Annotated in this window: 18 protein-coding genes; 10 read left to right on the top strand and 8 right to left on the bottom strand. The window is 59.4% G+C overall.

All coding sequences use genetic code 11. The features are described 5' to 3' along the window. The 3 genes from KDL09_RS18305 to KDL09_RS18295 form a co-directional block, all read right to left on the bottom strand. The coding region (locus KDL09_RS18305; RefSeq protein ID WP_294388386.1) for a hypothetical protein at positions 1-493 on the bottom strand (493 nt) is incomplete at its 3' end. A 196-nt stretch (positions 494-689) separates the two neighbouring features. Continuing rightward, positions 690-2960 carry a SulP family inorganic anion transporter gene (locus KDL09_RS18300; RefSeq protein WP_294388384.1) on the bottom strand — a complete coding sequence of 757 codons (2271 nt, stop codon included), beginning with the start codon at positions 2958-2960 and terminating at the stop codon, positions 690-692. A gap of 111 nt (positions 2961-3071) precedes the next feature. Continuing rightward, the gene (locus tag KDL09_RS18295; RefSeq protein WP_294388381.1) at positions 3072-3713 is read right to left on the bottom strand and encodes a response regulator transcription factor; all 642 of its coding nucleotides are present in this window, start codon (positions 3711-3713) and stop codon (positions 3072-3074) included. 79 nt (positions 3714-3792) lie between these two features. Here KDL09_RS18295 and KDL09_RS18290 point away from each other — a divergent pair, with 79 nt between their 5' ends. The 5 genes from KDL09_RS18290 to KDL09_RS18270 all read left to right on the top strand — a co-directional run bounded on the left by KDL09_RS18290 (position 3793) and on the right by KDL09_RS18270 (position 8482). Then, positions 3793-4068, top strand: coding sequence for a hypothetical protein (locus KDL09_RS18290; protein WP_294388379.1), 276 nt, complete (start codon positions 3793-3795; stop codon positions 4066-4068). Then, positions 4065-4526 carry a periplasmic heavy metal sensor gene (locus tag KDL09_RS18285; protein WP_294388376.1) on the top strand — a complete coding sequence of 154 codons (462 nt, stop codon included), beginning with the start codon at positions 4065-4067 and terminating at the stop codon, positions 4524-4526. The genes KDL09_RS18290 and KDL09_RS18285 overlap by 4 nt, the downstream gene beginning before the upstream one ends. Further along, a complete protein-coding gene (locus KDL09_RS18280) occupies positions 4501-5112 on the top strand; it encodes an RNA polymerase sigma factor (protein WP_294388374.1) in 612 nt (203 codons plus the stop codon). The genes KDL09_RS18285 and KDL09_RS18280 overlap by 26 nt, the downstream gene beginning before the upstream one ends. Before the next feature lie 87 nt (positions 5113-5199). Then, positions 5200-7263, top strand: a complete 2064-nt coding sequence (locus KDL09_RS18275; RefSeq protein WP_294388371.1) for a TonB-dependent receptor — start codon at positions 5200-5202, stop codon at positions 7261-7263. Between the two features lie 466 nt (positions 7264-7729). After that, entirely contained in the window at positions 7730-8482 is a 753-nt protein-coding gene (locus tag KDL09_RS18270) for a PEP-CTERM sorting domain-containing protein (RefSeq protein ID WP_294388368.1), read from the top strand. Positions 8483-8565: 83 nt separating this feature from the next. On the opposite strand, the gene KDL09_RS18265 is transcribed toward KDL09_RS18270, so the two are convergent. Further along, complete coding sequence (locus KDL09_RS18265) at positions 8566-9849, bottom strand: hypothetical protein (protein WP_294388367.1); 1284 nt, start codon at positions 9847-9849, stop codon at positions 8566-8568. Between the two features lie 132 nt (positions 9850-9981). Here KDL09_RS18265 and KDL09_RS18260 point away from each other — a divergent pair, with 132 nt between their 5' ends. After that, the gene (locus KDL09_RS18260) at positions 9982-10428 is read left to right on the top strand and encodes a DUF2726 domain-containing protein (protein WP_294388365.1); all 447 of its coding nucleotides are present in this window, start codon (positions 9982-9984) and stop codon (positions 10426-10428) included. A 253-nt stretch (positions 10429-10681) separates the two neighbouring features. Beyond that, complete coding sequence (locus tag KDL09_RS18255; protein ID WP_294388363.1) at positions 10682-11833, top strand: fatty acid desaturase; 1152 nt, start codon at positions 10682-10684, stop codon at positions 11831-11833. 21 nt (positions 11834-11854) lie between these two features. Here KDL09_RS18255 and KDL09_RS18250 read toward each other — a convergent pair whose 3' ends face one another. From KDL09_RS18250 to KDL09_RS18240, 3 genes are all read right to left on the bottom strand, one after another. Continuing rightward, positions 11855-12340 carry a hypothetical protein gene (locus KDL09_RS18250; protein ID WP_294388361.1) on the bottom strand — a complete coding sequence of 162 codons (486 nt, stop codon included), beginning with the start codon at positions 12338-12340 and terminating at the stop codon, positions 11855-11857. 132 nt (positions 12341-12472) lie between these two features. After that, the gene (locus KDL09_RS18245; RefSeq protein ID WP_294388359.1) at positions 12473-13477 is read right to left on the bottom strand and encodes a hypothetical protein; all 1005 of its coding nucleotides are present in this window, start codon (positions 13475-13477) and stop codon (positions 12473-12475) included. 79 nt (positions 13478-13556) lie between these two features. After that, positions 13557-14681 carry a hypothetical protein gene (locus tag KDL09_RS18240; RefSeq protein ID WP_294388357.1) on the bottom strand — a complete coding sequence of 375 codons (1125 nt, stop codon included), beginning with the start codon at positions 14679-14681 and terminating at the stop codon, positions 13557-13559. 142 nt (positions 14682-14823) lie between these two features. Between KDL09_RS18240 and KDL09_RS18235 the strand changes: the two genes are divergently transcribed. Beyond that, a complete protein-coding gene (locus KDL09_RS18235) occupies positions 14824-17001 on the top strand; it encodes a PBP1A family penicillin-binding protein (protein WP_294388355.1) in 2178 nt (725 codons plus the stop codon). Positions 17002-17013: 12 nt separating this feature from the next. On the opposite strand, the gene metH is transcribed toward KDL09_RS18235, so the two are convergent. After that, a complete protein-coding gene (gene metH, locus KDL09_RS18230) occupies positions 17014-20820 on the bottom strand; it encodes a methionine synthase (RefSeq protein WP_294388354.1) in 3807 nt (1268 codons plus the stop codon). 113 nt (positions 20821-20933) lie between these two features. Here metH and KDL09_RS18225 point away from each other — a divergent pair, with 113 nt between their 5' ends. After that, positions 20934-21533, top strand: coding sequence for an XRE family transcriptional regulator (locus KDL09_RS18225; protein ID WP_294388352.1), 600 nt, complete (start codon positions 20934-20936; stop codon positions 21531-21533). Between the two features lie 18 nt (positions 21534-21551). Beyond that, positions 21552-23753 (top strand): M60 family metallopeptidase, encoded by a 2202-nt coding sequence (locus tag KDL09_RS18220; RefSeq protein WP_294388350.1) that lies wholly within the window; start codon positions 21552-21554, stop codon positions 23751-23753. Positions 23754-23772: the final 19 nt, after the last annotated feature.

Raw genomic sequence — 23772 nt, 5'->3', positions numbered from 1 at the left:
TGATGAGCCCGTTCACCAGTTCCACGACATGATCATGATGGATAAACAGAGACTCCAGATGTTCGCGCTCCACCGGACCATTTTTTTCCATCACCCTATGCGCCTCCCGGGTGAAGGCCTTGACGCTCGTCTCCAGATCCGCCCACAGCTTCTCACCAGCCGCCGCCCGTGCCTCTTTCGAAAGTCTCGCTATCTGACGGTCACTCTCATCGAGGTCGCGCAGGAGCGTCGCCTTGTCCGAACGCGTCGGATGAAACTCCGCGATCTGATGAAGCACCTCGGTCATCGCATTCTCCTCGATCTGCACGTCCTGCCGCAGCCGGGCGATCAAAAACTGGTCGCGTGCCAGTTGTGCCACCCCTTCGCGAATGCGCTGGCTCTGTCTTACGGCAATGAGTCCTGCGGCACTCAGCAGTACCATCACCAGTGCGAACCCTAGTGCAAGAGTACGCAGCAGGTTGCGCTCGGTGATGCGGAGAAAGGTGAACGGCATGACGGGGGAATTCTGCTCAATCCATGCGTATGCGAAGAACAGGTTCTCTCCCGTTCATATGACAGGTGAATGTCTTGATCGCCGCCATGGTGAGGCCACGAATAAAGGCAATCCGGCAAAGATCAAAAGAACGCGCGCCTTTTGTTCCCGCTTCGGGCATGTGCGCTATCGCCTGACGAGGTTGAGCGGACGCCACTTACATCACGGCTTCCGGAATCGGGAGGAGAGAACGGCTCGACCCCGCGGTCTGAAAAAAGGACACATGACCTGTTTTGACATCGTACAGCGCTCCAACGATCGCCAGCTTCCCGTCTTTGACCAAGTCGTCCAACGTGCTGCTGCGCTCCCGGATCATGCGCATGGTCCGCAGCACATTTCGGCGAGAAACTTCGTTGGCATACGCGTCCTTCTCACCCGGCAGCCATGCGCCGTCACGTTTGCAGGTTGTAACATCGACCGACAGTTGAATCTCGGTCACCAGAGAGTCCAGGTTGACACAACCAGTGGCCTCCTTGGCCGTCTTCTGGCTGCAAATGAGATCCACCGCGGCATTCACCGCCCCGCAACTCGTGTGTCCCATGACGAGAATCATCTTCGCACCCGCGACTGCGCAGCTGTACTCCATGCTGCCGAGCACCTTGTCCCGGGCAATGTTCCCGGCGATGCGCACGCTGAAGACGTCACCCAGGCCAAGGTCGAAAACGAGTTCGGCAGGGGTGCGTGAGTCAATGCAGCTGAGCACGACGGCCATGGGGAACTGCCCGCCCGAGGTGGCATCCACCAGTCGTCCCACATCACGAGTCAGCTGCCTGCCTTCCCGAAACCGTTCGTTGCCCTCCTTGAAGATCTCAAGCACGCGCTCCGGAGTGAGGCTGCTCTGCACCTCACGGCTGCTGTAATCCATGAACTGAATGCGGTCCTCCAACCTGGAATACTTGTCCTTGAACCCTGAAAGGCTGAGCCGGACTCCGCGCGCCTTGGCTCCGTTGTTCTGAAAGTCCTGGATGATGTCAAGGATGTCGGCGTCCATGTAGTCCGTGTTGCGAGCGTCGATGAGGACGTGGCCGCCGCGCGGCACCTCACGCAGAGTCTTCTCGAGTGTGGCACGGCTGAAAAAGCTGACCTGATTGGCCAGTTCGATACGCAGCACATCTCCGGCCACACGATGTTCCATCACTTTGCGCAAAGGACGACGCATGTTGCTGCGGAGGATGAATCCAATGCTGACCGCCAGACCGATCAGGATGCCGACAAGAAGATCGGTCAGGACGATGGCCCCCACCGTGATGGCAAAAGGGAGAAACTGGCCTTTTCCTTCGGACCACATCTGTTTGAGCAACTTTGGACTCGCGAGCTTCAACCCGGTGACCAGAAGAATGGCGGCAAGCGCGGAAAGCGGAATCAGATTCAACCAGCCGGGGATCAGCAGCACACAACCGAGAAGCAACGCTCCGTGAAAAATGGCGCTGAGCTTGGATTTTGCGCCGGCGTTGATGTTTACCGAGCTCCGCACGATGACCGAGGTCATCGGCAGTGCACCGATCAGGCCGCCCACAAGATTGCCGACGCCTTGAGCCAGAAGCTCACGATTCGGCGGGCTGCTGCGCTGCTCGGGATCAATCTTGTCCACCGCCTCAAGGTTCAGCAAGGTCTCCAGGCTCGCGACAATCGCGATGGTGACCGCCGCGGCATACACCTCCGGCCTGTTGAGGGCGCCAAAGTTCGGGAACTGTAGAAAACCAAGGAAGGCCCCGAAATCTTGAGCCACAGGCACCTGCACCAGGTGAGATGCTTTGATGACCCAGCCCCCTCCCACTTGCTCCAGCACCCAGCCAACCAAGACACCCATCAAGACCACCACAAGAGGTGCAGGAACAACGCTGTTCTTGAGCGCCTTGACCTTGTCCCAAACGACGAGCAGCACAATGGAGAGCACCCCGACAAGCATCGCTCCCGGCTGGATGTCAAAGAACGCCGACCACAATTCTGTGAAGGTGTTTTCGTGGTCGGGCTGCTCAAAGGCCATGTCGCCCTCGGGGTCAGGATCATGACCGATGACATGCGGGATTTGTTTGAGAATGAGAATGACTCCGATCGCCGCCAGCAGTCCTTTGATGACGCTCGAGGGAAAGAACGCGGCGATGAAACCCGCACGACAGACGCCCATGATGATCTGAATCACCCCGGCGAGCGTGACGGCGAGCAGAAAGGTCTCAAACGAACCCAGCTTTCCAATCTGCGCCGCAACGATTGCGGTCAGACCCGCAGCCGGGCCGCTGACGCTCGTCTGCGACCCGCTGATCGCCCCCACAAGCAACCCTCCGACAATCCCGGCAAGAACTCCCGAAAACAGAGGGGCGTTGGAGGCAAGCGCCACCCCCAGACAAAGGGGGAGAGCAACAAGGAAGACAACGAGTCCGGCTGAGAGATCTCTAAAAAGGCCTGAATGCGGATTCGAATGAGGCATGGGATTGATATCTGGGTGGAATTAATCTCTTAGGCACGAATGCATTCGAAGCCACGCCTCCTTACGACTCCAGACCGCAAGGTGGTCGCCATTTTCTGCACAAGCGGCTGATCAGTCGATGAGGCCATTGCGAATGGCAAAGCGCACCAGTTCACCGATGGAATGCAGATTGAGCTTCTCCATGATGCGCCCGCGATGCGCCTCAATGGTGTAAACGCTCAGACTCAACGCCGTGGCGATCTCCTTGTTCGTCTTGCTCTCCGCAATCATCTGCAGCACTTCGCGCTCACGGGGTGAAAGGAGATCAATCGGGTTCGTCACGTGTTTGCGATAGTCGTCCAGCACGGCGTCGCTCACCTCCGGACTGAGAAACCCCTTCCCGTTGGAAACAGCTCGCACGGCGGCGAGCAGGTCGCTCTCGTTGCAATCCTTCAGCAGGTAGCCATTGGCACCCGCACGGAGCATCTCACGCACATAAACGGAATCCTTCTGCATGGACAGCGCCAAAATCCGCGCCTTCGGCACGGCCTTGGTGATCTGCCGCGCGGCCTCGATGCCGTTGAGCTCAGGCATGGTCACATCCATCACCACCACATCCGGCTGCAAATCGATGGCCTTGTCCACCGCTTCGCGCCCATTGGAGGCCTCGCCAACAACTTCCATGTCCCATTGGGCGGCGAGAATCATGCGAAAGCCATTCCGAACCACGGCGTGGTCGTCGGCCAGAAGGATGCGGGTAGGTTTGGCTGCCATGGAGATCCAAGGGTAGCGGTTATGCGGCAAAGATCAAAAAACTGTGGGACTTTTATCGACGCAAGCCCATGATCCCGCCATGAACGACAAGGAGCTCGACAGCATGCTCAAACACGCCGCCTCCGCCACTTCGGAGGCCGTGCCTGCATCGTTGGAGAGCACGATCATGGCACGTGTGCGCACCGATGAGGGCCGCGCAAAACGCTGGCGTTCGTTTGTCGGATGGCTGTTGATCCTGGCCGCCGTTTCCGGAGTCATGACAGCCGGAGTGATCGGCTGGTCCTTGGCTTCCCACGACACGACTCACACGACACCGCCGGCGATGAATCTCTTTGGGGCAGAACTTCCGAAATGACTTCGCGTGTCCGATGGCTGCTCCTCTCCGTACTCCTGTCAGCAACTCTGGCAGGAGGGACGGCGTTGCTTGTCACCGACTGGACCCTGCACCGGCACGGCGAAGGTCATGCCCATGATCATGTGGAGACGGATTTTCATGCGTGGATGCATGAGCACCTCGACATCACTCCGGAGCAGCATGAGAAACTGGAACCCATCGAAGCGGAGTTTGAGAAGCAGCGGGTACGGCTGAGAGGCGAGATCCGCGCCGCAGGTCTGGATGTGGCGACAGCGATCGCGGATGGGAACGAGAGCGATGCAAGGCTGAAGCCTGCGCTGGAGCGTCTGAACCACGCCCAGGGCGAACTGCAGCGTATGACGCTGGATCATTTCTTTGCCATGAAGCGCTACCTGCGGCCTGCGCAGGCAAAAAAACTTCTGGAATGGACTCATGACAGCCTTGCCCGCGAGCATTGACCTCCTGCTGACGGAGCCGGATGCTGCGCTGCGTGAAGACGTGGAGCAGCAGAAAATCCGTGCGGCGCAAGCTGGTGACATCGGTGCGTTTGAATGGCTCGTGCAGAGACATGAGGAACGCATGTTCGGCTTTTGCTGCCGCTGGCTGCGCTGCACCGAGGACGCACGGGAGGTCTGCCAGGACATGTTTGTACGGGCGTGGCAGGCGCTGCCAGAGTTTGAGGGCCGCGCGAAGTTTTCGCGATGGCTTTATCAGATTGCTCTGAACCTGTGCCGGGATCGTTTGAAGTCACGGTTTTCACGACAGCGCGAAAACACGATCGGGCTTAACGAACTAGCCGAATCGCCGTCGTGTCCGCGCAACTCTCCGGATGAGAGCGCCGGACTGAACAGCGAGATGGAAAAACTCGGCCGAGGGCTCGCCTTGCTTCCGGAGAAGCTTCGCGCGACGCTCATGCTCATCACCATGGAAGGCCTCAGCCACCAAGAATGCGCCGAGGTGCTCAACTGCTCGGTCCGCGGCGTGGAAGGACGGCTGTATCGGGCGCGGCAGATGCTGATGCAGTGGTGGAACGAAGAGCGTTGAGCCTGACGGCGCCGCACCTTTTCGCCGTCATTTTATGGGGTGGCAGAGGGAATGTCGTCTGGGAGAGGCAGCCCCTACGACTTCCGCATGCCGAACCGACGAATTGTTCATCTCATCCTCACCCCCTTGCTGTTCCCTCCGGTGATTCATGCGCAAAGTGCCACCGAGCAACCGTTCGAAATGCCCGAAATCATCATCGAAGGCAAGGCGGAGAGCCTCATTGGCATCGCCACATCCGCATCGAAGGGCCAGACAAGTGCGAAGGAACTGCTGGCGAGGCCGTTTTCACGCCGCGGCGAACTGTTGGAGAGCATTCCAGGCTTCATCGCCACCCAGCACAGCGGTGACGGCAAGGCGAACCAGTATTTCCTGCGCGGCACGAACCTCGATCACGGGACGGACTTTCTCATGTATGTCGACGGCATGCCGGTAAACTTCCGCAATCACGCCCACGGCCAGGGCTACGCGGACATGAACTTCATCATCCCGGAACTCGTGGGGGAACTCGAGTACTGGAAGGGCAACTACTTTGCCCAGCACGGTGATCTGAGTTCCACCGGTGCCGCCCGCTTCAAGCTGGTCGATTCACTTCCGCAGGGCATTCTCTCCACCACCTGGGGTGAATATGAATACACGCGCACTCTGATCGCGGACACGATTCAAGCCGGTGCCGGACAGCTAACCGTGGCGGTGGAGCACCAGTATTACAACGGCCCTTGGACGGTGAACTCCGATGCCACACGCTGGAACGGCTTTATGCGCTGGCACTGGGAGGACGGTATGGACCGCATCAACATCACCGCCATGGGCTACCATGGAGACTGGACCTCCACCGACCAGGTCCCGCAACGCGCGATCGGCAGCATGATCGGACGCTACGACTCCCTGGATGCTACCGACGGCGGCAACAGCCAGCGCTACAGCCTTGCCTTCGACTGGGTGCGAGAGGAGGGGCGCACCACCACACGCGCCAACGCCTACGTCGGCTACTACGACCTCGACCTGTTTTCCAACTTCACCTTCTTCATGGACAATCCCGCGCCAGTCGGGGACCAGTTCGAACAGCAGGACCAGCGCTGGTTTTTCGGCGGGGAACTCGCACGCGACTGGCATTTTGAGGCGCTCGGCCACGAGCAGCGCTTCACGCTCGGTGTGCAGGTTCGTGGAGATTACATCGACGGCATCGGCCTTTACAACACCACCATGCGCGACCGCTGGAACGTCGTGCGTAAGGACGATATCTTTCAGGCAACCTACGGCCTGTACTCGGAGCTGGAGTTCAAGCCCACGGACTGGTTCCGCATCGTACCAGGCGTGCGTGCGGACTTGTTCCAGTTCGACGTGCAGCGCAGCACGTTGAATGAAAACACCGGCACCCTTTCCAAGGGCATCGTCAGTCCAAGACTGGCGATGGTCTTCGGTCCTTGGAACCAGACCGAGTTCTATGTAAACGCCGGCATGGGCTTCCATAGCAACGACGCCCGTGGCGTCACCATCGTGACGGATCCCAATCCTGCGGCCGGACCGGTCGATCCTGTGGACCCGCTAGTTCGTACTTACGGTGCCGAGTTCGGCATCCGCAACGAGTCGATCTCAAAGCTGGTGAACACACTTTCTTTCTGGCTGCTGCGCAGCGATTCGGAGCTAATCTACGTCGGCGACGCCGGAACTTCCGAGCCGGGACCAGCCTCTCAGCGTTACGGGTTGGAGCTTTCCACCTACTGGCGGCCGAATGACTGGACCATGGTCGATCTCGAGGCCACCTACACTGACGCCCACCTGCGCACGGCAAATCCGTCCAGCCAGGAGATTCCCAACTCGATCCCATACACGCTCAATGGTGGCATCTCTCTAGGAGGACCTCAGGGCTTCTTCGGCTCGTTGCGTGGTCGTTATTTCGGCCCGCGTCCTCTCAGCGAAGACAGAGAGGCCGACGCCCGGGAGTCCTTCCAGGTGAACGCCCGCATCGGCTATCGCCGGAACAACTGGGAAGTCGCCGTCGACTGCCTGAATCTCATCAACCGCAGTGACAACGATATCGCTTACTTTTATGCCTCACAGCTTCGTGGTGAGGCCGCTCCAGTCAATGACGTGCACCTGCACCCCATTGAACCGCGCATGTTCCGCATCTCAGTGACTTGGCGTTTCTAGCCATCCGAGACCATCACCACCTGATGCCCGACGTTCGGAACACCTGAACAATGCGACCCAGTTTGTGTAGCGGCCATGGATGCATCTGGTCTGCTGTAGGGTAAATCGGCGTGCAAAACGGCACCTCCGGGCAGCTTCATGCCCACGCGACCGGATGACTTCGTGGCTCAGCAAGACCGCAAAGTAAGACGTTTGTCTGAATTGTCATATTTGCGTCGATTATCGTAAGTGATTTGCAATTTTTGGATTCGATCGCGCAACCAACGCTAATAGTTTGCGTATTTGAGATAATTTTCATAGATGAATCTCTTTACAGAGAATCTAATGAATCATAATTTAAGGCGTTCGGCCCAAATATACTCCAGTTCTCTAAACTGAGTATTACTAATGTTAAAAGCTCTCAAACATGAAAACGACACCTCTTGCTGATCAGTCCTTCTCTCTGAGGAGCCAAGCTCTTTCAGCCATGCTGTTGCTGATTTCCCTCTCGTCGGGCGTGGCCGCGATCACTGAACTGCCCCAGCCCTATGTTCCCGCAGGGCAGAATTACAGCATCACCGCTCTACAGGACCTCACGCCCGTGACATTGACGGGAGGCACCTCTGTGGGTGCCAATCCGAATCTGAACTTCGAGTTTCAGGGCGGCATTGGGGTCCGCTATCTGAGTCCCGCAGGCAAACTGACAGACTTTGGAATCGGCCTCTACGATGGCAGCACTGCCAAAGGCTTCCAAGCCACCTCCACCGGCCTGAACATCAGTTTCGACCAACTAGTTTCCAGCAACGGGCTCTCCGCTACCTTGGGCGACTTCGACGTGACTTCTCTCAGTTCAGGTTTTAACACCGGCAAAGTTTCGCCGACCATTTCCATCTACGGTGCGGGTGGTTCCCTGCTCGGTGATTTCTCGGCGTCTGATATTCTGGCAGGCAACGCCATGAGTCTGATTTCGGGCCATGATCCGGCCTACAAGGTGGACACCTGGCTGCTGAGCCTGGATGCCTTGGTGGGGTCCAATGCACAGATATCTGGATTCACTCTGGCCGCAGACGTCGACAACGGAGCCGGATGCCAGATGGATGGTACCAGCGATCCCTACTTCCTCATTTCGGTCAACAATGCCTGCCCGGTGCCGGAACCGGGCTCCGCGTTCCTCGTTTTTACGGCAGCACTGGGTGCTTTGATCATCACACGGCGCAGGAATCTGTTTCCTGCCGCTTGATCAAGCGCCCACTCTCTTGATCAGGAGGGCCGAAGGGGATCAACTGCTCCGGCATCTTTGATGTCCTGACATCATTCGCCGGTTTACTCCTTGAACTCCTCGCGGTCAGGAATCCGAGTGAAGGCGATCTTGGTGCCCGAGAATGTGCGCACTGTGTCTGGAGTGAACCCGATCACCACCGAGTCACGCCCGCGCTTCTGATTGATCTCGTCCAGCACGCGACTCAAGAGTTCACGTTGCGCACGTGAATCCGCCGCGTCCTTGCCGAACAGTTCGAGCTGCTGCGGTTGCATTTCCGACTCGAGGCCATGAAGCGCGACGGAAACTTTCTTCACCCGCTGCCAGCGCGCCTGCTTCATCACATTTTGCCACAACTTCGTCAGCACGCGGGTGAGTGCGATGCTGTCGGATACAGCTTCAAACTTTGCCTGTGACTCAAAGCGCGGCCCTTCTTCGGTTCGCACGCTCAGGTGCAGGTGTCTCGCGCGGTATTTCAGACGTCTCAGCCGACTCGCCGCCTTCAGGAGAAGACGCCGTGCCACGATGCCGGCCTGCGGCGGTGTGCGCAGTTCCGGCGCTATCACATGGCTGTGCCCCACGGAGCGGTGTTCCACCGGCTGGTCCTCCTCTGTCGGCCCCCCGTGCAGGGCGTGCCAGAAACGATCACCACAGACACCGCCCCACGCATGGTGCAACGTCTCGCGCTCCGCCTCCCACAGATCCTTCATCGTGCGGATGCCACAGGCATGCAGGCGCGGCTCCATGCGCCGGCCAATGCCGCACAGATCCCGCACCTCAAGGTCCAGCAATCGCCCCGGCAGTTCCTCCGCCAGCAGCACCACCAGTCCGTCCGGTTTCTGCATGTCACTCGCCACCTTGGCCAGAAACCGGTTCGGCGCCAGGCCGATGGAACAGGTGATGCACTCGCCGATGCGTTCCCTGAGCCCTTGCCTGATGCGCTTGGCCAGATCCATGGCCGCATCGAGCCGCTGACGCGGTGCATCCAGCTTGCAGGCCATCTCGTCGATCGAGCAGATCACTTGTACCGGAAAATGCCTCTCCACCTCGGTGATGATCCGGTGATGAAACTCCACATACACATCGTGACTCGCCATCACTGTAATGAGTTCCGGACAGAGCCGCCGCGCCTCTCCGATGTTCGTACCGGTTTTGATCCCAAATCTTTTCGCTTCATGGCTCGCCGCAATCGCGCAGGTCGCATCCGAGTCAACCGGCACCACCGCGATCGGTTTTCTTCTCAGCTCCGGATGGAGCTGCTGCTCCACGCTGGCGAAGTAGCTGTTCAAATCAAGGAACAGCCAGTCCACAAGGGGGGCCTGAGTTGAACTGGCCAATGGAGAAAGCATGAGTGACTCGTGGAAGAATGCCCACCACCGTAAAATGTTCAATGGAACATGTAAATTCGCATTTAACTAGCCCCGCCACCTTTGAATCAATCCACGATTGCGATTTACCATAATGGTCATAACTGTCTCCTTATGCAGCCCACCCCCCAGGCTCCAGACAACGCGCCCGCCCGCCCTATCTCGCAACCCCTTCTGACCCGTTCTGAATCTCTCTTTTTGGCCTGCCTCGAAAACCTCTCCCACCAGCGCTGCCACATCCAATGCAAACCGCGCCTGACGGACTTCCTCCACGACGAGGCTCTCGCAGGCTTTCAGAAGATCTGTCAGCGACACATCGATTTCTTCATTTACCGGAAGGAGGACTGGCTCCCCATGCTCGCCATTGAGTTCGAAGATGACGACAACAGCGCCGAGAAGTCCAGCCGAAGAATGCGCGACCGCAAACTGGTTAACGATGTCCTTCAATCCACGGGCGTTCCGCTCGTGCACGTTCATGCGAAGGAGATCGACCAGATCGACACCCTCGTTCACAAACTAACTGCGGCCTGGCATCAGCGCGCGGCAGCCTTAGAAACCTGAGGATCCGGGTTCCTCAAAGAACGGCCCATTGGGTGTCGTCTGCCCAACGCTTGCGTCTCCGAGGGTAAAGATCACCCCCAGGCTCGACGCTCAGGCGTATGATGAGTAAGACAGCGCCCTTCGGGTGCGCCCTATGCAGGGCATTCCATTGGGTGGGTGACTTTTGCTTTCCACCCCCTATCTCATCCAATGTTCCTTGAAGCGACCCCCTTGTTGACCAGTCCCGCCTTCGCCCCCATTTTAAATGACAACCATGCCAGCCATTCCCATGACATCTCAGCCTGGCACTTCGGACCCGGCCTCTGGCTCCATGCGCTTCCCTACGGTGAAGGAGTGGAAGGCCATCGTGGCGGAATACCAGCAGTCGTCTACCTGGCGCGCCACCTGGCAGTTGGTGAACACCCTCGTCCCTTATGTCGCGCTCTGGGTTCTCATGTACCACTTTCTGAGCATCTCCTGGTGGATCGTCGCTCCGCTCGCCGTGCTCGCCGGAGCCCTTCTCGTTCGCGTCTTCATCATCTTTCACGACTGTGGTCACGGCTCCTTCCTTCGCTCCCGCCTCGCCAATGACATCATCGGTTTTATCACCGGCGTGCTCACCTTCACCCCCTACTACCAGTGGCGCTGGGAGCACTCGCTTCACCATGCCACCACCGGCGATCTCGACCGCCGTGGCATCGGCGACGTCTGGACCATGACCGTGCAGGAGTATCTCGAGTCCTCCCGCTGGAAACGCTTTGCCTACAAGCTCGCGCGCAATCCGATCATCCTCTTCGTCATCGCCCCATTCGTTCTCTTTGTGGTGCTGCAGCGCATCCCCAACAGCCGCGGGGACACACGCGAGCGCCGTTCCGTGTGGTACATGAACCTTGCCCTTTTCGGCATGATCACCGCTCTCTCCTGGGTCTTCGGACTGGGTACCTACCTCATCCTTCAGGCCATCATCACCGGCGTCGCCGGTGTCTTTGGCGTGTGGCTTTTCTACATCCAGCATCAGTTTGAAGACGCCTACTGGGAGCGCCACGAAGACTGGGACTACACCGCCGCCGCCCTGCAGGGCTCCTCCTTCTACAAGCTCCCCCGCATTCTTCAGTGGTTCTCCGGAAACATCGGCTTCCACCACATCCATCACCTCAGTTCACGCATTCCGAACTACAACCTCGAGCGCTGCCACCACTCGCACCCCGTCTTCCAGCAGGTCAAACCAATCACCATCCGCACCAGCCTCAAATCCCTGGCCTACCGCCTGTGGGACGAGCAGCTGAACAAACTCGTCGGTTACCGCCGCATGCGTGAAGTGCGCCGCGAACAGGCCGCCGCCAAAGCCGTGCAGGGCGAGAAAGCCGCAGTGCAGAACTTCGAGAACGAAGGCGGCCATGTCGCCACACCGGAAAAGCGGTCATAATCACGGATTTCGCAGGCGGGTTCAATCCACCCGCACGAGGCTCTCGATCCGTCCGGCCTCAAACACGTCTGCGCCCAGCCGGAGGAAAAGAGGGTTTCCACTCCAGGGAGATTCTTCCGTCAAACGCAGCAATCCTTCGCGCTCACGCAGCTCTCCACTCAGCCGCACCCGCACCCGCCTGCCCAGCGGCACTCCCCAGCGTTTTTCAAAAGCCCGTTTCGCATCTTCAGCCTCCGTCTTCCACGCAGCATAACCCGCGTCATCCGCCTGTGCCGGAAGCTCTTCTGACCGTCTCGCCGACTCCTGCAATGCACGTTCATGAGCTCTCTCTTGCCTCCAGCGCTCATACCCATCTTCATTTTCCGCATCAGCATGTCGAAACAGCTCCAGACCAGCCGTCGCATCAGGTGCCTCAGGTGGCACCGGAGTGGACGACGGGACACCGCCCGCCAACGCCCAGCGGCGATGGGGCGAAAAGAGATCAGGAGTCGAAACGGGCTCGGACATCGAGTCATCCACTGGGCCCAAACTCGATGTTCTTCAACTGGATCACCCCCGCCCCTGAATGAATCTGACAATCTCAACACACCACAAGAGCAGGTAAATCCGTCACGATGCTCTTTCAATGCCTTCCGCCCGTCACCCACGCACCTCGAATCTCACCACAGTCAGCGGCACGGTTTTGACAGGCTCCTCGCGGTCCACTTCAAACGGATGCAGAAGATTGTTCCCAGCGAGATCTTCGAGCAATGGATCGACCTCCAGCAGCCATGCCCCCGCAATCCATTTATCGTCCGGCGTAAACGACCATGAACGTGCGTCAGCAGCGACCTGCACCGCACCGGAAAGCCGCACTTTGGCACGAGTCACACTCAACGCAGAAGCGAGCATCGCGGAATCGAGCGCTTCATCAAAAACAACCTTCAACGGTTCCCGTCCTCCGGCTTTCGGCTCGACAATCTGCCAGCGCTTCGGATCAGGGCTGGTGTGATCTGCACCAGCCGTAGTGATGGCAAACGCGGTTTCCTTTCCCAAGGCCACGCCTTTGTCCGAACGCCACGAGGCGGCAATCTTCAGAGAATATGTCTCCCCTTTCGTCAGCACCGGGCCTTCATCCACATTGAGATTCACCCCGGTCTTCTGCCGGCCAGGATGGAGCCAGAGCGTCAGGCGCTTGCCGTCCGGCGACCACAACTCCGTTTCACGAAACGGCCCTTCCACGATGCTTTCGTCCTGACGATGCAGGGTGATGCGATCAAGAAACACACCTTGCTCCATGGGATGGCTGAAGTGCAGGTAGAGCTTCAATGCGTTGGCCGGCAGCACAGCAGGCGACGGTGTGATGGTGACAGCTGGAACTTCCGTTTCCGGTTGAGGGACGAGCAGTTTCAGCGTGGTCCATGCACCCGCAGCGGAGCGAACTTCGACGCGGTAGGATTCTCCGACGACGAAGGGCAGCACGGGTGCGAAACGAACGGAGTCTCCGTCACGTGTGACACGGCCGAAGAGCGGCGACTTCGCATCGCCCCGGAAGACGCGCAGATCAGTGCCGGTCGCCTCGACCTGCCCCGTCGTGCTCATGTGAGCCTCTTCAGCACCAGACCACGACGAGAAGAGCAATAAAACCGCTGACACGACGCTCATGAGACGCCGATTCCAACAAGTCATCAGCGTCATATCAGCGTCTCGTGAGCGATTCAAAAAACTCCCGATCACCACATCTTCATGGCAGCGCAGCGATTTCGAGGCTCAGGGCGCCTTCATTGTCGCGCAAGACGACGGCCTCGGAGTTGCTGAGCTTGTCCACCTGCACGGCACCGAAGAGCGTGTCCACGATCTCGATGCCCTTCGGACCCTCGTGCTGCTTTTCGTCGCGTCGGGTGGCGTTCTCGTTGGTCTTGCCGGGCTCGTTCGCGTCGAGGTAGTCCATGCTGACACGTGCCGCCCACAGCTTGCTGGGGCCGAAGCTGTTCTGCTTGAAGCGCTGTGTCTGCACCACGAGCCAGTCCTTGCCGCTCTTGTCCGTGTAGCTGAAGAGATCGACGGGGCGGTTGCCGCTGCCAAGTTCGACAGTACTCACACCTTTGACCTGCGCCCCGCTCTGGATGTCGTCCACCTTGAACTTGGCCACGGGCGTGCAGGCAAAGGCGCCCACGACATAGGTGTCGTCGCCGGAGGAATAGGGAATGAAGCTCTGGATGGGTGCCTTCGTCTCCCACTTGCGATGAGCGACGTGATAAGTCTCAGCGCTGAAGACGCTGGCGGTGGCGCCGTTTTTGACCGGCACGGGGATGGTGAAGATGCGGGAGGCAAACTCCTCGTTGCAGGTGCCGGTGGCAAAGATGCGGTCCTTGTCGAAGGCGACATCGGTGATGTTGGTGACCTTGCTGATGGTACCGCCGGGCAGCGTGACGCGCACCCAGGGGAGATTGTCGAGATTCAACGGTGCCACCTTGCCGGCGGCATCAACGGTGACAATGAGGACGGCATTGTCCGGCCGGCGTTGCACGGCGAGGTAGATGCGGCCGCTGGCGGGGTTCACGGCGAGGTCCTTGATGGTGATATCTTCCTTCTTCGCGCCAAGGCCGTCACCAATCACCACGGCAATGTCAGCCACGGGCTTCGTCAGCGTGGCCTTCGCGGGGCCGACGTCGCCGGTCTCGATGGCGACCACGCTGGCGGTGGCGGGTTCCGCCGCGAGCAGCAGGCCTCCCGGGCCGAAGCTGATCGAGCTGAGGGACTTGATCTGCAGACCGCCGGTCTGCGGCGATTCGATGAGTTTCGAGGCGGCGACCGGAGCGGCAGAGAGACCGGTGGCAATGAGCAGAAGCAGTGCGGTGAGTTTCATGGTCGGATAGAATGCAATTCGAGCGCATGGTACGGGACCAACCGGGCGAATGTCACGAACAAAGATGAAATCGAAGTTCACACGGAGTTCATCGTCTGAAGCTTGATCTTTGATCAAAAAACAGCGACCCCATGACCGCCGCATGAAAAAGAAGCAACCTGCAGCCCATCTGCCGCCGCCGCGCACCTTTTCGCGCTGGCAGTCGTTCAAGCGGCTGTTTGCGATTTTCGTCATGGGAACGTCGCTGCTTTGCACGCTCGCGGCGGCCGTGGTCATCGGCATCTACAGCCATCTGGCGAAAGCCTACGATCTCACCAAACTGGGGCAGATGCCGGAACGCACCGTCGTGATGGACTACAAGGGGGAAGTCCTCGGTCGCATGCACGGTGAGAACCGAATCATCGTGCCCCTGAGCGAGGTTTCTCCCTGGTTCATCAAGGCGCTGATCGCACGCGAGGACTCACGCTTCTACCAGCACCACGGCATCGACTACTGGGGCGTGATCCGTGCCGCGGTTCGCAATCTCAAGGACATGCGCGTGGTTCAGGGCGCGAGCACGCTGACGATGCAGCTCGCACGCAACAGCTACCCCGATCTGGATGATCGCAGCCTGCACCGCAAGCTGGTGGAGATGATGCTGGCACGCCGCATCGAGAAGGCCTGCACGAAAGACCAGATCATCGAGCACTACATCAACCGCATTTTCTACGGCCCCGGGATCTATGGCGTGCAACGGGCCAGCCAGGTTCTCTTCGGCAAGCATGCCAGCCAGCTCAACCTCAGCGAAGCTGCCATGATCGCGGGCATCATCCGCAGTCCCGTGCGCTTCTCGCCCTTCCGCAATTACGAAGGCGCCATCAAGGAACGTGACACCGTGCTCAAGCGCATGCTGGAGACAAAAGCCATCACTCCTGAGGAAGAAATCGCCGCACGCTACGCGGACATCGCCCTCCATGCGCAACCCGCGTTTCAAAGCCAGGGCGGCTACGCACTCGACACCGTACGTCGCGACCTTGATCTGATTCTGGAGGAACAAGAGATCGAGGACGGCGGATTGCAGGTCTTCACCACCTTGAACAAGGATCTGCAGGACGCCGCCGAAGCAGCCGTTGAAAAACGCCTCACCGCCGTGGAAAAAATGCGGGGCTACCGGCACCCGAAAAAGGCGGACTTTGACAACACATGGGACGGCTCGCAGGAGATTTCCTCCACACCCTACCTTCAGTCGGCGCTTATGATGCAGGACAATGAAACCGGCGGCATCCTTGCCCTTGTCGGTGGGCGCGACTACCGGCACAGCAAGTACAACCGCGCCACCCAGGGCGAACGCCAGATCGGATCCACCGTGAAGCCCTTCGTCTATGCCGCCGGCATCGCCTCGGGTTTCATGCCCGGCACGTACATCAACGACGCTCCCATCCAGCCCGGCGAGATCGACGGAGCCGATCCGGGCTGGAGCCCGCAGAATTCGGACGGCAAGTTTCTCGGTCTCGCCACGCTGACCGACGGACTCGTCAAAAGCCGTAACACGATGACCATCCGCCTCGGCAACTACGCCGGACTCGACCGCGTGATCGAACTGCTCACCAACGCGGGATTTAGCAAGCCCTCCATCCGCACGCCGCAGATCTTCATCGGCAACATCGGCGGCAATCCGCGCCAGCTCACCAGTGCGATCAGCATCTTCCCCAATCAGGGTCTGCGCCGCCGACCCTTCCTCATCGACCGCATCATCGACAAGGCGGGCAACGTTGTTTACCAGACGCCCGTCCTCGAATCCGAGGTCATCACTCCCAGTGTGGCTCACATGATGCGCCCGCTTCTTGCACAGGTGCTGGATCGCGGCACCGCCGCCTCCCTGCGCAGCGAGTACGGCTTCAAAGAACCCGGCGGCGGCAAAACCGGCACCACGAATGATTACAAGGACGCCTGGTTCGCAGGCTATACCGACCGCGTGAGCTGCGGCGTGTGGGTGGGCCTCGACAAACCGCAGACCATTGTCGAAGGCGGTTACGGCGGCACGCTCGCGCTGCCCATCTGGTCTGATGTGATGAAGAAAGCTGTCGCGCTCGGCTACAAGACCAAGGTTCCCAAGGTCACCCTACCGCTCACCAAAGTAACGCTTTGCCGCGTGAGCAGCCAGCTCGCCACCGATGGTTGCTCACGTGCCGGCACCGCATATGAAGAGGCTCTCCCTTACGATCTCGTGCCCAAAGGGTTCTGCCTCGAACATCAGGGCTACGCCGCACCGCCTCCGCAGCGCATGCAACAGCCTTCACGGCCCGGTTTGTTCGACCGCATCCGCCGCTGGTTTCAGTGAAGAGGCGCAAGTTTAATACCCCAGCCATGGACCGAGCCACTTCTCGGCTTCCTCGATCGTCTGACCTTTGCGCTGCGCGTAATCTTCGACCTGATCCTTCGCGACGACGCTGATGCCGAAGTAATGCGAGTCGGGATGACTGAAGTAGAGACCGCTGACGGCGCTGCCGGGGTGCATGGCCATGCTTTCGGTGAGACCGACGCCGGTTTTCTCCGTGGCATCGAGCAGATCGAAGAGGATCGGCTTCTCGGTGTGGTCCGGTTGCGACGGATAGCCAGGTGCGGGACGGATGCCGCGGTAGCGCTCTTTGACGAGTTCTTCGTTGGTGAAGTCCTCGGGCTTCTCATAACCCCAGGCCACGCGTGTCTGCTTGTGCAGGTATTCGGCAAAGGCTTCGGCGAGACGGTCGGCGAGCGCTTTGACGATGATCGCACTGTAAGGGTCGTGCGCGGCTTCAAACTCGCGCGCGAAGTCGTCCGCTCCATGAATGCCGACGGCGAATCCCCCGATGTAATCGGCACGACCGCTGTCCTTCGGCGCGATGTAGTCGCTGAGCGCGTAGTTCGGTGTGTCTTTCTTGATCACCTGCTGGCGCAGCGTGTGGAAGATGGTCTTCACGCTGCTGCGAGTGTCGTCGGCATAGACTTCGATGTCGTCGCCGATGCTGTTGGCCGGGAAAAAGCCAAACACACCGCGCGGGGTGAAGCGTTTCTCGGCGATGACGCGATCGAGCAGGTCGTTGGCGTTTTTGAACAGCTTCGCGGCCTCTTCTTCCGCCTTCACTTTCATCTCGGCGTCTTCATGCGCGGACGAAAAGCGATTCTCGGCGGCGATCCAGCGTCCACGCAGTTCCCACGAGTGGAAGAAGGGCGACCAGTCGATGAACTCGCGCAGCGTCGCGACCATGTCGGTGCCTTCGTAAACCTTCGTTCCAGTGAATCCCGGCGTGGCAATTTCCTGCGTGCTCCAGTCACACGTGAAAGCCTTCTCGCGTGATTCGGCGAGCGTGAGGAGTTGGCGGTCCTTTTTCTTGCCATAGTCCTCGCGGAGTTTGATGTGACGCTCTTCGTTCTTCTTCACGAAGTCAGCGCGCTGATCCTCGGACAGCAGCGAGGTCGTGACCGGCACGCTGCGGGAGGCGTCGAGCACGTGGACGATGCTACCGCTGTATTTCGGAGCAATCTTGATCGCGGTGTGCGCCGCACTCGTGGTCGCACCGCCGATCAAAAGCGGCTGCTTGAAGCCGAGGCGTTCCATTTCGGATGCGACGTGCACCATTTCATCGAGCGACGGCGTGATGAGGCCGCTGAGGCCAATGACATCCGCGCCGATTTCGACGGCCTTGTCCAAAATCTTCTGGCAGGGCACCATGACGCCCATGTCCGTGACTTCGAAGCCGTTGCAGGCCAGCACAATGCCGACAATGTTTTTGCCGATGTCGTGCACGTCGCCCTTCACCGTGGCGAGGACGATCTTGCCGGCGCTGCGCTGCGCCGGATTGGCAAGCTTTTCGGCCTCCATGTACGGTTGCAAGTAGGCAACGCTCTGCTTCATCACGCGGGCGCTCTTCACGACCTGCGGCAGGAACATTTTGCCGGCACCGAAGAGATCGCCGACGACACTCATGCCGTCCATGAGCGGGCCTTCGATGACGGAGAGCGGTTTGCCGAGTTTTTCCAAAGCTTCGGCGGTGTCTTCGTTGATGAAATCGGTGATGCCTTTGAGCAGCGCATGCTCGAGTCGCTTCTCGACGCTCTCATTGCGCCAGCTGAGATCGACCTCGGCCTTCTTCGCGCTGCCGGCCTGGCCTTTGAACTGCTCGGCGTAATCGACGAGGATCTCCGTGGAGTCGGGACGACGGTTGAGGATGACGTCCTCGACCTTCACGAGCATCTCCTGCGGGATCTCTTCGTAAACTTCGAGCATGCCGGCGTTCACGATGCCCATGTCCATGCCCGCCTTGATGGCGTGATACAGGAACACGCTGTGCATCGCTTCGCGCACCTTGTTGTTGCCGCGGAAGCTGAAGCTGATGTTGCTGACGCCGCCGCTCACTTTCGCATGCGGCAGATGATGCTTGATCCAGCGCGTGGCGTTGATGAAATCGAGCGCGTAATTGTTGTGCTCCTCGATGCCGGTGGCGACGGTGAGGATGTTCGGATCGAAGATGATGTCCTCCGGCGGGAATCCGACTTCATCGACGAGGATTCGGTACGCGCGCTCGCAGATGCGGATCTTGTCGTCGTAGGTCGCCGCCTGGCCCTGTTCGTCAAAGGCCATGACCACCGTCGCAGCACCGTACTGTTTGATTTTGGTGGCGTATTCCTTGAACTTTTCCTCGCCTTCCTTGAGCGAGATCGAGTTCACGATGCCCTTGCCCTGCAGGCACTTCAGACCGGCCTCGATGATTTCCCACTTCGAGGAATCGACCATGATGGGCACCTTGTTCACCTCCGGCTCGGTTTGCAGGAGCGTCAGGAACTTCGTCATCATCGGCACGCCGTCGATGAGGCCCTCGTCCATGCAGACGTCGATGACGTTCGCGCCGCTTTCGACCTGCTGACGCGCGATGGCGACGGCTTCCTCGAGCTTATTTTCCTTGATGAGCTTCGCGAATTTCGGCGAACCGGCCACGTTCGTGCGTTCGCCGATCATGAGGTAAGGCGGACGTGCATTTTCTTCACGCGTGTCGAGCACGAAGGGCTGCGATCCGCTGAGGCGCATCGTATGCGGGTCAGCAGGAACTTCACGCGGCGCGAGGCCTTCCACCGCTTTCGCGATGGCAGCAATGTGCTCGGGCGTGTTGCCGCAGCAGCCGCCCATGATGTTCACGAAGCCACTGCCGCCGAAGTCCTTCGCGTAGTTCGCCATGTCAGGCGGCAGCAAATCGAAGCCGGTGGGCGCAAGCGGGTTCGGCATGCCCGCGTTCGGATAGGCCGAGACGAAGCAGTCGGCCTTCGCTGACAATTCTTCGAGGAAGGGCCGCATCTTGTCGGGACCGAGCGAGCAGTTCAGGCCGATCGAGAGCGGCTTCACATGCCGCATGGCGTTCAAGTAAGCCTCCGTCACCTGACCGGAGATCATCGTCTCGCCACCCGGACCGACGGCGGCGCTGATCTGCACCGGCAGTTCAATGTGGTCCTCTTCAAACACCTCGCGGATCGCCACGAGCGCCGTCTTCGCATTCAACGAATCAAAAATCGTTTCCACCAGCAGCGTGTCCACGCCACCGGCGATGAGGGCGCGGATCTGATGCTTGTACGCCTGCTTCACCTGATCGAACGTCACGTAGCGGAAACTCAGATCGCTCAGATCCGGAAACTGCGAGAGCGACACCGTGAGCGGCCCGATGGCTCCGGCGACGTAGCGTTTCCGTCCCGTCTGCTCGGCGACGATGTCCGCCCATTTGCGGCACTGTCTGGCCGACTCGACATTGATCTCCCAGGCGAGGTCGTTGAGGAACTTGTCCTCGATGATACCCTGGAAAAATTCGGGGTTCTTCTTGCCTTCGCGGAAGAATTCCGCCTGCGCGATGCTCGTCGCCGAAAACGTGTTCGTTTCGATGATATCCGCCCCGGCTTCAAGGAAGCGGCGATGGATGTCCTCGATGATGTCCGGACGGGTGATCGAGAGGATGTCGCCGTTGTTGAGGATGTCCTTCTCGTTGTCACGGAATCGCTCTCCACGAGCCGAAGCTTCATCCAGCATGCCCTTCTCCTTGTAGCCGCGAATCGTCGTCCCCATGGCACCATCGATCACGAGGATGCGCTGGCGCATGGCGGCTTCGAGTTCTGGACGGCAATTCGGGCGGGAAGGCATGGCCGAAACTACCCCTCTCGCTGGGTGGGTCAACCTTCATATCAACGCATCATGATTTGAGCATGTGATGATAATTCTAATTTACAGGACAAAACTCCGTTATATCGACACCCATGCCCGCCAAACGCAAAGCCGTCCCCGTCGAAACCAGTCCCGAGGCCATCAATGAGAACCTCGGCAAGCGCGTGAAGAAGCTGCGCGGGGATCGCGGCTGGTCGCTGGAGGAACTGGCCACCGCCAGCGGCGTCAGCCGGTCGATGCTCAGTGAAATCGAACGCGAGAAGGCCAATCCGACGCTGACCGTGACTTTCCGCATCGCCCGTGCCTTCGGGATGACGCTGCAGGAGTTGATCGAAAGCGCGGAGACCAGCGCGTCGAAAATCCAGGTCATTCGTGCCAACGACCGCGCCCAGGTCTATCGCAGCGACAAGCAGTGCGAGATCCGCACGCTCTCTCCGCTGAATCTGGAGAAGGACGTCGAGTTTTATGAACTGTCCTTGAGAGTTGGCGGGGCACTGCGCAGCCAGCCGCACTTTGAAGGCACGCGTGAGTTCCTGACCGTCGAGGAAGGCAGCGTCCGAATCGAATCCGATCAGGACATCGAAGAACTCGGCAAAGGCGACTCCGGCACCTACCGCGCCGACGTGCCGCATGCCATCGTGAACACCGGCAAGGCCGACGCGCTGGTATTCTTGGTCGTGATTTATCGCTGAAGATTTTCCAACCCAACCATGAAGCCAACCATCCTCCTGTCCCTCCTGTTTTGTGCCGTCGCTCAGGCGCAGATGCCGCCTGCACTCGTGAATGCGGAACGCGCCAAGATTCTCGAAGGCGTCAAGTCCGTTCCGAAATCGGGTGCGCCTGGGCCGATTGGCATCTGGGGACAGATCGCCTTTCCTATTCTGTCTGCACCGGACAAGGACGGCGTGGAGATCGCTGTTGCGGCGGCGGCGGGTTTTCAAAAAGGACGTTTCATCCTCTTTGGACACAACAGCTACTTGAATGGCGGCGAGGGCGGCGACCACGCGAAGCTCATGGAGAACTGCGTGAAGTGGGTCGGCAACAAGGAGAAGCCTCGCGTTGGCCTGAAAGGCGTGAACGCGGTGAACTTCTACAAACAGCGCGGTTTCAATGCGGAGAGCTTTACCACTGTGGACAAGAAGAGCCTCGGCGACTACGACGTCGTCATCATCAACATACAGGGCGTCACCAGCGCGGAGGAAGGAGCCGCAATTGCGGATTACATCCAAGGCGGAGGCGGATTCATCGGCGGCATGACCGGCTGGGCGTTTGGACAAACAAGCGGGGGCAAGGACCTGGCTCTCTCGCACGGCGTGAATCAGGCGCTGATGCCTGCGGGCATTGCGATCACGGACATGAGCGCCTTCGATCAGTTGCGCACCTTTGAAGCACGCTCCGAACTCTCACCGTTCATGAACGCCTCCGACGCCATCAGCGCGATCAAGAAGCAGCGCGAAGGCGGACCGGCGCTCACCGCGGAGCAGATGAAACAGGGTATGAACGCGATTCAAATCGCCATGGCCGCGCAACCGCCAGATCGAAGCAACTTGAAGAACGCCGTGGCCGCCGCGCTCGGCAACGCTGGCTCTGATGCGCCTGTTCCAACCAAACAAGCACCGCTCACCGACACGCAGCACGCCGCAGCGCGTCTGCGTCTTGGCATGGAGACGCGCATGCTGCGTCTCGCAGGCGCCGAAGGCATCAAGGCGCATCCGGCGCATGTCGAATTCCCAGGCGATGCTCCGAAGGACGCCCCGCGCACAACGGGCGAGGTCAAAGTGACGCCGAGCATTCCCGGTTGGACCAGCACCGGTCTCTATGCCGCCGCAGGTGAGATCATCATTGTGACGTTACCGGAGAAGTATGCCGACAAAGGTTACGCCGTGCGCATCGGCTGCCACAGCGACACGCTTTACCATCTCGACAAATGGCAGCGTGCTCCTGACATCACACGCAGCGACACGTTGGCCGCTGGAACAACCAAAACGGCCTCCGCATTCGGTGGATTGATCTACATCGAAGTTCCGGGCCGTGCGAAGGACGACGAGCCCTTCACCGTGACGATTCAAAACGCCATCCCCGCGCCGCTGTTCGTGCTCGGGCAGGATGACGATGCGAAGTGGAAGGAAATCCGCATGCGACCAGCCCCCTGGGCCGAACTCGCCTGCGACAAGATGATCGTGAGCTGCCCGACGGAGGTGGCGCGCACGGTGAACAATCCCACCGAACTCATGGAGTTCTGGAAGAAGGTTGTCGAGGCGCAGGACGACATCACGAACCAAACCGCCGAGCGCAAACGTCCCGAGCGCATTGTCGCCGACGTGCAGATCAGCGCCGGCTACATGCACAGCGGTTATCCGATCATGATCCCGACCAGTGCCGGGCCTGAGATGGTCACGCTCAACAAGATCAAATTTCCCGGCTGGGGCTTCTACCATGAGATCGGCCACAACCATCAGCGCGGCGACTTCACTTTCGACGGCACGGGCGAGGTCACGAACAACGTGATCGGCATGTACTGCTACTACGAGGTTCTGATGAAGGACTGGCTCATCGGCCACGGGGCGATCAGCGAGGAGTCGCGGAAAGAGCACATCCAGAAGATCAAGAAGGCATCGAACAAGTGGCAGGTGTGGAAGAGCGAGCCCTTCACCGCTCTCACGACTTACATCCAGCTCATGCAGGAGTTCGGCTGGGAAAGCTGGCGCAAGTACCTCTACAGCTTCGCTGATCCCAGCTTCGGCCCCGCCCCCAAGGGCGACGACGAACGCCGCGACCAGTTCCTCGTTCGTTACTCGAAGATCACGAACAAGAATCTCGGCCCCTTCTTTGATGCGTGGGGCATTCCGGTAAGCTCGTCCGCAAAGGCGGAAGTGAGCAAACTGGATGCGTGGATGCCAAAGGGGATGTAGCGCGCTGGTTGCGTTCAAT

Origin of the sequence: Prosthecobacter sp., assembly GCF_020439865.1 — a bacterium.
Classification (GTDB): Bacteria; Verrucomicrobiota; Verrucomicrobiia; order Verrucomicrobiales; family Verrucomicrobiaceae; genus Prosthecobacter.
This window is presented reverse-complemented; position numbering and strand designations above follow the sequence as displayed.